This window comes from Alistipes muris (genome assembly GCF_943193205.1).
In the GTDB taxonomy this organism is placed as follows: domain Bacteria; phylum Bacteroidota; class Bacteroidia; order Bacteroidales; family Rikenellaceae; genus Alistipes; species Alistipes muris.
The window spans coordinates 64,223-78,120 of the sequence record NZ_CALPDD010000011.1 but is presented as its reverse complement, the minus strand read 5'-3'; the positions used below and the strand labels follow the sequence as shown (position 1 = coordinate 78,120).

General features: G+C 61.6%; 13 protein-coding genes. 11 read left to right on the top strand and 2 right to left on the bottom strand.

The window, feature by feature from the left end; translation table 11 throughout:
* Window positions 1-341 precede the first annotated feature (341 nt).
* The 11 genes from dnaK to NFR47_RS07170 all read left to right on the top strand — a co-directional run bounded on the left by dnaK (window position 342) and on the right by NFR47_RS07170 (window position 12,293).
* A complete protein-coding gene (dnaK, locus tag NFR47_RS07220; RefSeq protein WP_251214902.1) occupies window positions 342-2,258 on the top strand; it encodes a molecular chaperone DnaK in 1,917 nt (638 codons plus the stop codon).
* Window positions 2,259-2,744: 486 nt separating this feature from the next.
* Entirely contained in the window at window positions 2,745-5,756 is a 3,012-nt protein-coding gene (gene secDF / locus NFR47_RS07215) for a protein translocase subunit SecDF (protein ID WP_251214901.1), read from the top strand.
* A gap of 152 nt (window positions 5,757-5,908) precedes the next feature.
* Window positions 5,909-6,304 (top strand): hypothetical protein, encoded by a 396-nt coding sequence (locus tag NFR47_RS07210; protein ID WP_251214900.1) that lies wholly within the window; start codon window positions 5,909-5,911, stop codon window positions 6,302-6,304.
* Window positions 6,301-6,906, top strand: a complete 606-nt coding sequence (gene coaE, locus NFR47_RS07205) for a dephospho-CoA kinase (RefSeq protein ID WP_251214899.1) — start codon at window positions 6,301-6,303, stop codon at window positions 6,904-6,906. Before NFR47_RS07210 ends, coaE begins: the two co-directional genes overlap by 4 nt.
* Window positions 6,896-7,726 carry a dihydropteroate synthase gene (gene folP, locus NFR47_RS07200; RefSeq protein ID WP_420838567.1) on the top strand — a complete coding sequence of 277 codons (831 nt, stop codon included), beginning with the start codon at window positions 6,896-6,898 and terminating at the stop codon, window positions 7,724-7,726. Before coaE ends, folP begins: the two co-directional genes overlap by 11 nt.
* Window positions 7,723-8,541 carry a hypothetical protein gene (locus NFR47_RS07195; protein ID WP_251214898.1) on the top strand — a complete coding sequence of 273 codons (819 nt, stop codon included), beginning with the start codon at window positions 7,723-7,725 and terminating at the stop codon, window positions 8,539-8,541. The genes folP and NFR47_RS07195 overlap by 4 nt, the downstream gene beginning before the upstream one ends.
* A complete protein-coding gene (locus tag NFR47_RS07190; protein WP_251214897.1) occupies window positions 8,538-9,188 on the top strand; it encodes an ABC transporter ATP-binding protein in 651 nt (216 codons plus the stop codon). The genes NFR47_RS07195 and NFR47_RS07190 overlap by 4 nt, the downstream gene beginning before the upstream one ends.
* 1 nt (window position 9,189) lies before the next feature.
* Complete coding sequence (locus NFR47_RS07185) at window positions 9,190-9,960, top strand: TIGR02757 family protein (protein ID WP_251214896.1); 771 nt, start codon at window positions 9,190-9,192, stop codon at window positions 9,958-9,960.
* A 47-nt stretch (window positions 9,961-10,007) separates the two neighbouring features.
* Entirely contained in the window at window positions 10,008-10,667 is a 660-nt protein-coding gene (locus tag NFR47_RS07180; RefSeq protein WP_251214895.1) for a tRNA1(Val) (adenine(37)-N6)-methyltransferase, read from the top strand.
* A gap of 58 nt (window positions 10,668-10,725) precedes the next feature.
* Complete coding sequence (locus tag NFR47_RS07175; protein WP_251214894.1) at window positions 10,726-11,622, top strand: DUF4831 family protein; 897 nt, start codon at window positions 10,726-10,728, stop codon at window positions 11,620-11,622.
* Entirely contained in the window at window positions 11,619-12,293 is a 675-nt protein-coding gene (locus NFR47_RS07170; RefSeq protein ID WP_251214893.1) for a DNA alkylation repair protein, read from the top strand. The genes NFR47_RS07175 and NFR47_RS07170 overlap by 4 nt, the downstream gene beginning before the upstream one ends.
* On the opposite strand, the gene NFR47_RS07165 is transcribed toward NFR47_RS07170, so the two are convergent.
* Together NFR47_RS07165 and NFR47_RS07160 are read right to left on the bottom strand one after the other, a co-directional pair.
* Window positions 12,290-12,616 (bottom strand): thioredoxin family protein, encoded by a 327-nt coding sequence (locus NFR47_RS07165; RefSeq protein ID WP_251214892.1) that lies wholly within the window; start codon window positions 12,614-12,616, stop codon window positions 12,290-12,292. The genes NFR47_RS07170 and NFR47_RS07165 overlap by 4 nt on opposite strands.
* Before the next feature lie 304 nt (window positions 12,617-12,920).
* Window positions 12,921-13,889 carry an NAD-dependent epimerase/dehydratase family protein gene (locus NFR47_RS07160; protein ID WP_251214891.1) on the bottom strand — a complete coding sequence of 323 codons (969 nt, stop codon included), beginning with the start codon at window positions 13,887-13,889 and terminating at the stop codon, window positions 12,921-12,923.
* Between the last annotated feature and the right edge of the window lie 9 nt (window positions 13,890-13,898).

The window sequence follows — 13,898 nt, the reverse complement described above, 5'->3', positions numbered from 1 at the left end:
CTGAGCGCAGCGAATAATCTACCCCCCCCTTGCCTTGTCATTCTGAGGAACCATAGGCGACGAAGAATCTTTTGCCAGCCATGCCTTGCCCTCGCTTTCCTGCCAAAATAGCACGTTGCGCGGACTTCCCGGCGGCCCGAACTGCCACGGGGCTGTCAAATTGGCAGAGTTCGCCCTTTGGTACAACCTTTGATTGACTTACGGTCGTAAAAGCCGATAAAACGGTTCGTATTCATGCGCCTTTTCTCGCTGCGGCATAGTCCGCACAAGCACAGAACAGGGCGGCAGGGAACAGGTTACCGGATTAACAGAATTAACAAGCATTCAAATTCACACTTATTATGGCAAAGATTATTGGTATCGACCTTGGCACGACAAATTCCTGCGTGTCGGTCATGGAGGGTAACGAGCCCGTTGTGATTCCCAATTCCGAGGGTCACCGTACAACGCCGTCGGTGGTCGCTTTCATCGACAACGGCGAGCGCAAGGTCGGCGATCCCGCCAAGCGTCAGGCGATTACCAACCCCAAGCGTACGGTCTTCTCCATCAAGCGTTTCATGGGCGAGCGTTACGACCAGGTCGCCTCCGACATCGAGCGTGCGCCTTATTCCATCGTCCGCGGCGATAACAATACGCCCCGCGTCGACATCGACGGGCGCCAGTACACTCCGCAGGAGATTTCGGCCATCATCCTCCAGAAGATGAAGAAGACGGCCGAGGATTACCTCGGGCAGGAGGTCAGCGAGGCCGTCATCACCGTGCCCGCTTACTTCTCCGATTCGCAGCGCCAGGCTACCAAGGAGGCGGGCGAAATCGCCGGTCTCAAGGTCCGCCGTATCATCAACGAGCCTACGGCCGCCGCTTTGGCTTACGGTCTCGACAAGAAGGACAGCGACATGAAGATCGCCGTCTACGACCTCGGCGGCGGTACGTTCGATATTTCGATTCTCGAACTGGGCGACGGCGTCTTCGAGGTCAAGTCGACCAACGGCGACACCCACCTCGGCGGCGACGACTTCGACCACGTGCTCATCGACTACATGGCCGAGGCGTTCAAGGCCGAGCATCAGATCGACCTGCGGCAGGACCCCATGGCGCTGCAGCGTCTGAAGGAGGCCGCCGAAAAGGCCAAAATCGAGCTCTCGTCTTCGACTACGACCGAAATCAACCTGCCTTACATCATGCCCGTCAACGGCATTCCGCAGCACCTCGTCATGTCGCTCACGCGCGCCAAGTTCGAGCAGTTGTGCGATCATCTGATTCGTAAGACTGTCGAGCCGTGCAAGCTCGCCTTGCGCGACGCCGGGTTGGACGCTTCGCAAATCGACGAGGTGATTCTCGTCGGCGGTTCGACGCGTATCCCCGCTATCCAGAAAATCGTCGAGGAGTTCTTCGGCAAGGCTCCCAACAAGTCGGTCAACCCCGACGAGGTCGTGGCCATCGGCGCCGCCATCCAGGGCGGTGTGCTCACGGGCGAGGTCAAGGACGTGTTGTTACTCGACGTTACGCCCCTGTCGCTCGGTATCGAGACTTTGGGCGGCGTGATGACCAAGCTCATCGAGGCCAATACCACCATTCCTACCCGCAAGTCGGAGACTTTCTCCACGGCGGCCGACAACCAGCCTTCGGTCGAAATCAACGTTTGCCAGGGCGAGCGTCCGTTGGCCCGTGATAACAAGTCTATCGGGCGTTTCCACCTCGACGGCATCCCTGCCGCTCCGCGCGGCGTGCCGCAGATCGAGGTTACGTTCGACATCGACGCCAACGGTATTCTCAACGTTTCGGCCAAGGACAAGGGTACCGGCAAGGAGCAGAAAATCCGTATCGAGGCTTCGTCGGGTCTGACCGAGCAGGAAATCCAGCGCATGCGCGACGAGGCCAAGGCCAACGAGGCCAAGGATAAGGAGGAAAAGGAGCGTATCGACAAGATCAACGCCGCCGATTCCAATATCTTCGCTACCGAAAAGCAGCTCAAAGAGTACGGCGACAAGCTGCCCGCCGACAAGAAGTCTGCCATCGAAACGGCGCTCGGCAAGCTCAAGGAGGCCCACAAGAACGCCGACATCGCCGCTATCGACACCGCTATCAACGAGTTAAACGCTGCTTGGCAGGCCGCTTCGCAGGACATCTACGCCCAGCAGCAGGCACAGGGTGCCGCCGGTGCGCAGGGCGCTGGTCAGCAGGCCAATGCTGGCGGTGCTCAGGATGCCGCTGGCAACAACCAGCCCGAGGACGTCGAGTTCGAGGAGGTCAAATAGATTCCGTCCGGGGCGGTTTTTCCCTCCGGTGTTTTCAGCGCAGTTCCGTTTCCCGGGACTGCGCTTTTTTAATTGAAAATTAAAAGGGTATAAATTAAATATCATTTTGATGTCCGCCTTGTTATTCTGAGGAGGTCGCAAGACCGACGAAGAACCGTTTCACCCGTCCGTAGCAACCATCGCCCCGGCCGCGCTCCGCGTAAAGTATTTATCATTTTCTTGTCCATCGTCAACTATTCGTTGCCTGCAATTATGAATTGTGAATTGTTTTTCCTATCTTTGGCTTCGCCGAAGATACTCCGCCTCGGCAATACTCAAATAAATTTGGCATTGCCCTCGGCTTTTCGTATCTTTGGCTGCGTCTTAGATACTCACGTTCGGCAAAATGCAAGTAAACTTGCTTTTGCCCTCACTTATTCGTATCTTTGTGCGCTATTAGGCTTTGGAGAGAATAATTACAACAAATAACAAATTCATTTCTTACCGATGCAAAGTAAAGGTTTCATCAAACTCATCGCGGTGCTTCTGGCCCTCGCATGCGTTTACCAGCTCTCGTTCACGTTCAAGACACGGAGCGTAGAGAAGCAGGCGGCCGCCTATGCCGCCCAGTTCCCGCTCGACCGGCAGGCCGAGGCGGAGCAGCATTTCCTGGATTCGGTCCAGAACCTGCCCGTCTACAACGTCGGTTTCAAGCGTTTCACTTACAAGGAGTGCAAGGAGAAGGAGTTGAACCTCGGTCTCGACCTCAAGGGCGGTATGAACGTCATGTTGGAGGTGCAGGTCGAGGACGTTGTCAAGGCGTTGGCCGGCGACAGCCAGAGCGATCCCGCTTTCATGCAGGCTATCGCCGAGGCCGACGAGGCCATGAAGTCGGGCGATTCCAAGGATTATATCGGCGACTTCGTCAAGGCTTACGAGCGTCTGACCAACGGCGGGTCGCTCGCGGCCATCTTCGTCAGCCCCGACCGCAAGGACATTTCGCTCGAAAGTACCAATGCCGACGTCGAGAAGATTCTCAAGCGCGAGACCGAGGCCGCTATCGCCGCTTCGTTCAACGTTTTGCGCAGTCGTATCGACCACTTCGGCGTCACGCAGCCCAATATCATGCGCCTGCCCAATTCGCACCGTATCCTCGTCGAGTTGCCGGGCGTCAAGGAGCCGCAGCGCGTCCGCGATTTGTTGCAGGGTACCGCGTCGTTGGAGTTCTGGACTACTTATAACGCCAACGAGGTGCTGCCGTCGTTGATGACCGCCGACAAGTATCTGCGTTCGGCGTTGGCCGAGGCTGCCGCCAGCGGCGAGAGCGTCAAGGCCGAAGTCGTCGAGAAGCAGAAGAGTGCAGGCGAAGCCGGCGACCTCATTTCCGAAATCGGCGAGACCGCCGAGACTGCGCCCGCCGCGTCGGAGCGTTTCGACCGTGCGCAGAATCCGTTGTTCGCCGTCCTCGACCCGTCGTTCGCTGGCGGGGCCGCCGTGGGTGCCGCTTACAAGGCCGACATGGCTGCCGTCGAGGCTTATCTGAGAGATCCCAAGGTGCGTGAGTTCTTCCCCGCCGACATCGAGTTCAAGTGGGGTGTCAAGGGCGACGACCGCATCGACGGCCGTTATTACCTCTACGCTATCCGCGTCGCCACTTCCGACGGGCGCGCTCCGCTCGACGGGTCGGTCATCACCGAGGCGCGCGAGCAGTATGCCGAGCGCGGTGCTTCGGCCGTCGTGTCGATGACCATGAACGCTGAGGGCGCACAGGAGTGGTCGCGGCTCACAGGCGAGAACATCGGCAAGTGCATCGCCATCGTGCTCGACGGTTACGTTTATTCGGCACCCAACGTCCGCACCAAAATCGACAAGGGTTCTTCCGAGATTTCCGGCGACTTCACCATCCAGGAGGCGCAGGACCTCGCCAACGTCCTCAGTTCCGGTAAGGTGCCCGCACCCGCCAAAATCATCCAGGATACCGTCGTCGGTCCGTCGTTGGGCCAGGAGTCCATCAACGCCGGTATGCTGTCGTTTCTCATCGCTTTCGTCCTCGTCCTGCTCTACATGGGTCTCTTCTACAAGACTGCGGGTTGGATGTCCGACATCGCTTTGTTGACCAACGTCTTCTTGCTCATGGGTATCCTGGTGTCGTTCGGCGCCGTCCTCACCTTGCCCGGTATCGCCGGTATCGTGCTGACGATGGGTATGGCCGTCGATGCCAACGTCATCATCTACGAGCGTATCAAGGAGGAGTTGCGCGGCGGCAAGAGCCTGTCGCTCGCCATCAAGGACGGTTTCTCGAAGGCTTATTCGGCCATCATCGACGGTAACCTCACCACCATCATCACGGGTATCGTGTTGTTCATCTTCGGCAACGGTCCGGTGCAGGGCTTCGCTACGACGTTGATTATCGGTATCATCACTTCGTTCCTCTGCGCCGTCTTCATCACGCGCCTTTTGATCGAATGGATTGTCGCCAAGTGGGGCCATATCTCTTTCTCGCGCAGGTGGTCGGAGAATTTCCTCAATAACACCCATGTCGATTTCATCGCCAAGCGCAAGATCGCCTATATCGTCACCGCCGTTCTGATTCTGCTTTCGTGCGTGTCGTTCGCCGTGCGCGGTTTGAACCTCGGCGCCGAGTTCACGGGCGGCCGTGCTTACGTGGTCCGTTTCGACAAGGCCGTTTCGGCCGAGGAGGTGCGCGGGCGCGTCGAGCAGGCTTTCGCCGCGCAGGCCGATGCCGACGCCGCTTCGGTCAGCTCCGAGGTCAAGCAGTACGGCAACGAGAACCAGATGCGCATCGTCACGCAGTACCGTTTCGACGACACTTCGGACGAGGCTACGGCCGAGGTCGAGCGCATCATCTACGATGCGGTCGCTCCGCTCTACTCCTATGATATTACGTTCGAGCAGTTCCGCAATACGCAGACCGACGTCAACGGTATTCTGAACGCCGACAAAATCGGTCCTTCGATCGCCAAGGACATGACCTGGAATGCCATTTATTCGGTGCTCTTCTCGCTCATCGCCATCGGGCTCTACATCACGTTCCGTTTCAAGCGGTGGCAGTGGGCTACGGGCGCTACCTTGGCTTTGGCCGTCAACGCGTTGTTCATCATCGGTCTGTTCTCCATGTTCTACGGTCTGATGCCGTTCAACCTGGAGGTCAACCAGGCTTTCATCGCCGCCATTCTGACCATCATCGGTTACGCCATCAACGACACGGTGGTCGTGTTCGACCGCATCCGCGAGTTCCTGGGGCTTTACCCGAAACGTACGTTGCGCGAGAACGTCAACAACGCCATCAACTCCACTTTGTCGCGTACCATCAACACTTCGGGTACGACGATCGTGACGTTGTTGGCCATCTTCTTCTTCGGCGGCGAGACCATCCGCGGTTTCATCTTCGCCCTCACGGTCGGTGTCGTCGTCGGTACGGCCGCCACGATTTTCATCGCTACGCCCGTGGCCTACGACTTGATGACCCGTTCGGACAGGAAGAAAGAGGAGAAATAAGATTCGTCACTTTTTCATATTGAAGGTTAGGCGGTGCACCCGGGCGAAAGCCCGGGTGCGCTGTTTTCCGCAGGGGGCAGGGCCATTTTTTGCAGGCCGGGTTTGGCGGTGCGGGCGGATTGCATTATCTTCGCAGAAAAGTTTCGTCATTCATGGAAAAGTTGGCAGCCTGGTTGCGGCGTTATGTCTCGCCCGTGTTTCTGGCGTTGTTCGTCGCGGCGTTCATATTTTGGTATATCGCCAAGCTCAGTTATACTTACAGCACCCACCTCGGGGTCCGCGTCGAGGTCGACGGGGTGCCGCTCGAAGTGTCGTGCGTCGTGCAGGGCGTCGGCACCAACCTGTTCGGTTATAAGGTCTACATGAACAAGACCTTGCGCGTCCCGCTTTCGCAGCTCAAGTACAAGTCTTCGCGCGAGGAGGGCCACGAGGGCAAAATCGTCATCGACCCCAAGTCGTTGCAGAACGCCATCGCCGTGCAGTTGAGCGACATCAAGGTGCTTTCGGTCGACGGGGTGCCCGAAATCGACAGGCCGCAGAAGCGATGATCAAGGTGGGTATTACGGGCGGTATCGGCAGCGGCAAGAGCACCGTTTGCGCGTTGTTGGCCGCCAGGGGGGCCGCCGTCTACGATTCGGATGCCGCCGCACGGCGGCTCATGGAGGAGGACGGGTTCCTGCGCGAGGGGCTTGTCGCGCGGTTCGGCGCGGCCGTCTATCGCGACGGGCTGCTCGACCGCAGTTACCTCGCCGGGGTCGTTTTCGGCAATGCGCTTGCGCTCGCCGACCTCAATGCCTTGGTCCATCCCGCCGTTAGGCGCGATTTCGAGGAGTGGGCCGCGCGGCAGACGGGCGATTACGTCGTGTTGGAGAGTGCTATCCTCTTTGAGTCGGGGTTCGATGCGGTCGTGGACCGTACGGTGGCGGTGCTGGCGCCCGCCGAGGTGCGGGTGGCGCGGGCCTGCCGCCGCGACGGAAGCCGTCCCGAAGCCGTGCGGGCCCGTATGGCGGCACAGACCGACGACGATACGCTGTGCCGCCGCGCCGACTTCACGCTGGTCAACATCGTGGAGGAGGAGTTGGAGCCTGCCGTCGACGAGCTCGACCGCCGTTTGCGCCACGAAAACCAAGTCCGACAGCATGCGAATTGATTTTTCACAGCCTTGCGTGATGGCGATTCTCAACGCCACGCCCGATTCGTTCTTCGCCGGCAGCCGCACGGTTGACGAGACGGCCATCGAGCGCAGGGTGCGCGAGTGCCTGGACCAGGGGGCCGATCTGATCGACGTCGGGGGTTATTCTTCGCGTCCGGGGGCCGACGCGGTGGTGCCCGACGAGGAGTGGCGGCGCGTCTCGACGGCGCTCGGCGTGGTGCGGCGGCTCGCTCCGCATATGCCCGTTTCGGTCGATACGTTCCGGGCGTCGGTGGCGGCGCAGGCCGCAGAGCGGTTCGGCGAGGTCATCATCAACGACATTTCGGCCGGAGAGCTCGACCCGGCCATGCCTGCCACCGTGGCGCGGCTGGGTGTACCTTATATAATTATGCACATGAAGGGCGACCCGCAGACCATGCAGACGCTGACCGACTACCGCAGCGACATCGTGACAGAGGTGTGCGGTTATTTCGGGCGTCGGGTCGCGGAGCTGACGGCCGCGGGCATCCGGCGCGGAAACATCGTCCTCGACCCCGGATTCGGATTCGCCAAAACCCTCGAACAAAATTATGAATTGTTGGCCGGACTGCACAAGTTGTGCGCGCTGGGTTTCCCGGTGCTGGCAGGGCTGTCGCGCAAGTCGATGATATACAGGGCGCTCGACGCTTCGCCTGCCGACGCATTGGCCGGAACGGTGGCCCTCGGGTGGGAAGCGCTGCGGCAGGGAGCGACGGTGCTGCGGGTGCACGACGTGCGCGAAGCGGCCGACACGGTCCGTCTTTTCGGGCTGTACGAACAAAACAGAAAACAAGCATGAAAGAAGAACAGACAACCAAGAATCCGGCGGAGAACTCCGCCGAAGCCGCATCCGGCAGCGCTACCGGACGCCGGCGCCGTTCGCGCGGACGCTCGCGCGGGCATCAGAACGGGCAGAACGCCCAGCAGGCCAGTGCGCAGAGTGCAGGCAGCGCATCGCAGAAAAGCCAGCAGAACGCTGGTCAGCGCGCACAGCAGAACAACGTCCGTCAGAACCGTCCGGGACGCGGGGCTGCCGTGAACCGCAAGCCGGGCAATCCTGCGGGCCGCAATTCCGCGGGTGGTCGTTCGTGGGGCGATTATATGCGCCAGTTGCTGGTGGTCATCGTCGGTGTGGCACTGACGCTCGCCGCGGCCGGGTTGGTCGAACGGTGGCGCGAGGCCCGGCAGGTGCGAGGCGTTATGCAGCTGGTCAGCGAGGAGCTCAAGGCCAACCGGGCCCTGACCGCAGAAGCCTGCCGCGGCTTCGCCCTGCTCGACGAGTACGGCCGCGACTATAGCCGCATTCCGGCCGATACGCTCGAAAAATACCGTTCCGACGTGGAGCGGGCCGCCGGCTTCGCGCCGCAGAGCGATGCGCTTGAGGTGCTGCGTGCGTCGGGTGCGATGGCGGCCGTGCAGGACAGGCAGCTGCTGTTGGAGGTGCTGGAATGCTACGCGTATCTGGAGCGCTTCGGGGCGGCTGTGAACAACTATAACAGCTTAGAAACGGCCTTGGGCGATTGCTTCGGGCCGGAGACGCTCGACGGCGGGGCGGTGGAACATGTAGACCGCGTGCTCCGGCAGCTCGACGAGCGATACGGCTTCGGACGATGATTCGGGCGACCGACATACGCAAGCGCTTCGGCGAGCTGGAGGTGCTCAAAGGGGTGTCGCTCGAAGTGGCGCGCGGCGAGGTGGTCTCGATAGCGGGAGCCAGCGGCGCGGGCAAGACGACGCTTCTGCAAATATTGGGCACCCTTTCGCGGCCCGATTCGGGGCGGCTGCTCATCGACGGGACCGAGCCTTTCGCCCTGGGCGACAAGGCGCTGTCGCAGTTCCGCAACGAGCGCATCGGCTTCGTTTTCCAGTTCCACCACCTGCTGCCCGAATTCACGGCGTTCGAGAACGTCTGCATCCCGGGCTTCATCGGCCGCCGTCCGCGTGCCGAGGTGGAACGCCGGGCCGACGAGCTGCTGGCGCTGATGGGCCTTTCGGCCCGTCGCGGCCACAAGCCCAGCCAGCTCTCGGGCGGCGAACAGCAGCGGGTGGCCATCGCACGGGCGCTGGTCAACTCGCCTGCGGTGCTGCTGGCCGACGAGCCCTCGGGCAACCTCGATTCGCGCAACCGCGACGAAATCCACAAGCTCTTTTTCGAGCTGCGCGACAAGTTGGGGCAGACTGTCGTCATCGTGACCCACGACGAAAATCTGGCGGCCATGGCCGACCGCCGGATTGTCATGTCCGACGGAAACATACGCTGACGTGGACGGCGAACTGCGTGCGCTGCTCGAACGGCTCTGCGACCGTTACAACCGCCCCGAATTCATCGCGGACGACCCGATTTCGGTGCCGCATGCCTATACGGACCCGGCCGACCGCGAGATAGCGGGTTTCCTGGCGGCGACCATCGCGTGGGGCAACCGCAAGTCCATCGTCCGGAGCGCTCACCGGATGATGCGCCTGATGGACGATGCTCCGGCCGACTTCGTCTGCCACGCTTCGGACCGCGAGCTGGCGCAGCTCGACGGCTATGCGCACCGCACGTTCAACGGCAGCGATTTGCGCGACTTCATCCTTGCGCTCCGTTCGTTGGAGGAACGTTTCGGCGGGCTGGGAGCGTTTTTTGAGGAGCGTTACCAGGCGACGGGTTCCATGCCGCAGGTGCTGGCCGAATTCCGGCGCGAATTTTTCGGGTGCCGCCATGCGCCGCGCTGCGAAAAACACCTTTCGTCCATCGACAAGGGGGCGGCCTGCAAGCGGCTGTGCATGTTCCTGCGGTGGATGGTGCGCCGCGACGACCGGGGCGTGGACTTCGGTCTGTGGCGGCGGATTCCCATGTCGGCGCTCTTCCTGCCGCTCGACGTCCATACGGGCGAGGTGGGGCGCGCACTCGGGTTGCTGGGCCGGCGTCAGAACGACTGGCGGGCCGTGGAGGAGATTACCGCCGCGCTCCGCGCATTCGACCCCGACGACCCCGTGCGGTTCGATTTCGCCCTTTTCGGGGCCGGAATAGACAGGAGGATGACCTTGTGACTTCGTTTCGGTTCAAACAGTTCGTTGTCCGGCAGGACCTCAGCCCGATGAAAGTCGGGACGGACGGGGTGCTGCTGGGGGCGTGGGCCACGGTGCGGGCTTCGGACCGGCGGATGCTCGACATCGGTACGGGGACGGGGCTGATCGCGTTGATGCTGGCCCAGCGGGCTCCGCAGGCACGGATTGCGGGCATCGACATCGAGGAGGTGGCCGAAGCCCGGGCCAATGCCGATGCGTCGCCGTGGGGCGAGCGGATCGAGATGGTGCAGGAGAGTGCGCAGACGTTCAGCCCCGGCGGGCGGTTCGACCTGGTCGTCTCCAATCCGCCGTTTTTCGACGGTTCGCTGCCTTGTCCCGACGCCGGGCGCACCGCGGCCCGGCATACGGTGCGGCTTTCGTTCGAGGAGCTGCGCGACGCCGCCGTGCGGTTGCTTGCGCCCGAAGGACGCTTCGCCGTGGTGCTGCCTGCGGATGCGGCGACCCGCTTCATTGCCCTTTGCTGCGGGCCGCTCGACCTTGTTCGCCGTACCGACGTCCGCACGACGCCCCGGCGCCCGGCCAAACGCGTGTTGCTCGAATTCACCCCGGCCGGAGCGGGTCCGGCGCCCGTTCCCGAACGCACGGAGCTGACCGTCGGGACGGGCGAACACGAATGCTACACCCCCGAATACCGGGTGTTGACGCGCGATTTCTACCTCAGATTTTGAACTCTTGCGAAAATTGGCTATATTTGATTTGCAAATACGTTTTGAAAAATTGCCGACTATGAAACGCTTGACAATGGCTTTTGCCTTGCTGCTCAGCACGTTCGGTGCCGCGGCGCAGAATCCGTATATCGCGCTGTTCGGCGCTGCCGAAAGCGCGCAGGGCGCGACCGTCTCCGACCCCCGCACCACGCTGGCGGTCGACGTGGTGGCCGAGTGCGACCGGATCCTTGCGGGCCCCTATGCGCGTTTTGCGCAGAAATATCTGGGTGTGCGTGCTCCGATGACCGACAAGGTGGCATGGACCCTCCGCAGTGCGTCGGTGGCCCTGTTGGCGCCGGAAAATCTGTTTGCGGAGGAGGTTCCCGAGGTTTCGGAGCAGCGCGCGGTCGCCCATGCCGTGGCGCACGACGATTTCGCCCGCATCCAACCCGACAAGGTGACGATGGGGGTGCAGTCGCTCGAAGATGCGGCGCGCAGTGCGGCCAGCACCATTTTTTCGCTGCGGCGCCACCGGCTTGAGCTCATCACGGGCGAAGCGGGGGAGAACGTCTTCGGCGAAGGACTTCGGGCGGCGCTCGACGAAATCGCGCGGCTCGAACAGGAATACCTCGAACTTTTCTTCGGCAAACATGTGGTGACGACCGAAAGCCGCCGTTATGTGGTTTATCCCCAGTCGGATAAGATGCAGTATATCGTCTGCCGTTTCAGTTCGGTCGACGGCCTGCTGCCCGAAACCGACCTCTCGGGCGACATGGTGCTGCTGCAAATCGCCCCGTCGGGGCAGGCTGTCGGAGGAATCGCGGAGGCCGAGTATAAGGAACCTTACGTGGCTTGCCGCATCGCCGACCTCTCGACCTGCACGGTCAGCTGTGCGGGCCGCGAATGCGCACGCACGGTGCTGCCGGTGTTCGAGTTCGGCAAGACGGTGCATGCGGCATTGCCGCGCCGCAAATGACCGCGGTGGACTTCACGTCGCGGATGGTGGCCCTGCTGGCCGCCATGCGGCGCGAGCGCAACGGGGCGGTGGCCGACGAAATGCGTTTTTTCGGCGCGCCCTACGGGCTGAACCTCGGGGTGAGCCTGCCTACGTTGCGCCGGATAGCCCGGGCGCAGGCTCCGGACCACGCTTTCGCGCTCTATCTTTGTTCGCAGGACGTGCGCGAACTGCGGCTTGCGGCGTTCCATATTGCCGAGCCGGAACGGCTGTCGGCCGAAGAACTGCCCCGATGGGGCGCGGCGATTGTCAACTCCGAAGCGGCCGAAGAAGCTGCTTTCGGGCTGTTGAGCCGGGCGGCGGTTTTTTCGTCGTTGTTCGACGAGTGGACCTTTTCTGAAAATCCGTTGCTTGTATACGCCGCGCTGATGGGTGCGGCCCGTCGGTCCGACGCTCCGACGGCATGGGCAGAACGTGCGGCCGAAGCGCTCCGACGCGTAGCGACGGCGGCCGAGGAGGGCGGACAGCCCGCCTATGCGGCCCGTCTCACGGCGCAGGGGGCGGCGGCGCTGCTGACCGCCATCGGGTCGCACGACGAAAAAAACCGGCAGGCGGCAATCCGCGCAGCCGGTTCCGGGGGCGACACCCCGGCCGAACGCTATCTCCGGGACGAGCTGGCGTGGCGTCTTTAGCTCTGTTCGACGCGCTCGGTCTTCTCCAGCTCCTCCAGCACGCCGACCAAATCGCTGTACCCGATGACGCCGCTGCTCCGCCAGAGGACCTCGCCCCGGCGGAAGAAGATAAGCGTGGGTACCGATGCGATGCGGTAGCGGGCGGTGAATTCGGCGGTGTCGCGGTCGTCGATGTCGACCTTGTAGACGTCGGCCCGGCCGTGCATCTCCTCCTTGAAACGGTCGATGACGGGGTGCATCATCCGGCACGGCCCGCACCAGCTGGCGAAAAAATCGACTAACGTAAGCGCATCGCGCCAGATAATCTTGTCCAAATCCTGCATTTTGAATAATGTGAAAGGTTAAACGTGATAAGTGAAAGGCGGTTTGTTCTTCTGAGGAGCCGCAGGCGACGAAGAATCTGTTTCGTCTTCCACAGCAACCGCTCGCGGGCCCGGCTGGGGCCGGACGCATCTCTGATGCGGGCCGCCGCAGAAAATAATGTATAGTTAATAAGGAATAAATGTCATGTTGAGCGTTCGTCGGTTCACTTCGTTCAGAATGACAATGAATAAAATGATTCCCCATTCACTATTCACTATGTTGTCATTCCGCCCCGCTCAATTTTTAATTCTGAATTTTTAATTTTTAGTTCATTTCCGCCCAGGTCATGACGGAATGTTTGTTGCCGGATAGTTCCTTTTCGACGTAGCTGATGGTCCGGCGGAGCCCCTCGACCAGCGGAGTTCGGGGCGACCAGTCGAGTTCGCGGCGTGCGGCGGCGATGTCGGGCGCGCGGCGCAGGACCTCGTCGGGACGCGCCGGGAGGTGGACGATGCGCGAACGGCTGCCGGTCAGGGCGATGATTTTCTCGGCCAGCGTCCGGATGGGCACTTCGTGGCTGTTGCCGAGGTCGAGCGTGCGGGTCTGTTCGGTGGGCGGGGCTTCCATGAGGCGGATCAGCCCGTCGGCCATGTCCTCCACCCAGCAGAAAGCGCGGGTCTGTTCGCCGTTGCCGTTAACGGCGATGTCGCGGTTCTGCAACGCGGCGGCAATCATCTTCATGACCACGCGTTGGTCCATGATGTCGGCGCCGGGTCCGTAGGTGTTGAAGATGCGGGCTATGCGCGTATCGACGCCGAATTCGCTGCGGTAAGCCCGGTGGAGGGCTTCCGCGGCCATCTTGCCTTCGGCCAGCATGCGGTGCGTGGAGCAGCAGTCGCGGCTCTCGGACACGGCGGTGCGGCGGTCGGTGTCGTAAACGCCGCCCGACGACCCGAAAAGCACGCGTGCATGTTCGGTCCGGGCCGTATCGAGTGCATTGATGGAACCTATGATGCTGGTTTTGAGCGATTCGACGGGCAGCGCCTTGTTGTAGCGCACCATCGAGGGCGAGGCCATGTTGTAGATTTCGTCGCATCCGATGCCGAACGCACTGACAATGTTGTGGCGCACGAACCGGAACGAGGGGTGCTGCAAGGCGCCCCTCAGCAGCGGCGAATCGGCCGCATCGCGTATATCCACGCAGAAAATCCGATGGCCCGCTTCCAGCAGGCGCAGACACAGATGGGCCCCGATGAAGCCCGCACCTCCCAATATGACGACTCTTTTTTGCATCGCTTGCTC

Excerpts from the sequence above, each read along its gene's own strand:
- dnaK (WP_251214902.1), top strand. The coding sequence starts at position 342 with ATGGCAAAGATTATTGGTATCGACCTTGGCACGACAAATTCCTGCGTG.
- secDF (WP_251214901.1), top strand. The coding sequence starts at position 2,745 with ATGCAAAGTAAAGGTTTCATCAAACTCATCGCGGTGCTTCTGGCCCTC.
- NFR47_RS07210 (WP_251214900.1), top strand. The coding sequence starts at position 5,909 with ATGGAAAAGTTGGCAGCCTGGTTGCGGCGTTATGTCTCGCCCGTGTTT.
- coaE (WP_251214899.1), top strand. The coding sequence starts at position 6,301 with ATGATCAAGGTGGGTATTACGGGCGGTATCGGCAGCGGCAAGAGCACC.
- folP (WP_420838567.1), top strand. The coding sequence starts at position 6,896 with ATGCGAATTGATTTTTCACAGCCTTGCGTGATGGCGATTCTCAACGCC.
- NFR47_RS07195 (WP_251214898.1), top strand. The coding sequence starts at position 7,723 with ATGAAAGAAGAACAGACAACCAAGAATCCGGCGGAGAACTCCGCCGAA.
- NFR47_RS07190 (WP_251214897.1), top strand. The coding sequence starts at position 8,538 with ATGATTCGGGCGACCGACATACGCAAGCGCTTCGGCGAGCTGGAGGTG.
- NFR47_RS07180 (WP_251214895.1), top strand. The coding sequence starts at position 10,008 with ATGAAAGTCGGGACGGACGGGGTGCTGCTGGGGGCGTGGGCCACGGTG.
- NFR47_RS07175 (WP_251214894.1), top strand. The coding sequence starts at position 10,726 with ATGAAACGCTTGACAATGGCTTTTGCCTTGCTGCTCAGCACGTTCGGT.
- NFR47_RS07170 (WP_251214893.1), top strand. The coding sequence starts at position 11,619 with ATGACCGCGGTGGACTTCACGTCGCGGATGGTGGCCCTGCTGGCCGCC.
- NFR47_RS07165 (WP_251214892.1), bottom strand. The coding sequence starts at position 12,616 with ATGCAGGATTTGGACAAGATTATCTGGCGCGATGCGCTTACGTTAGTC.
- NFR47_RS07160 (WP_251214891.1), bottom strand. The coding sequence starts at position 13,889 with ATGCAAAAAAGAGTCGTCATATTGGGAGGTGCGGGCTTCATCGGGGCC.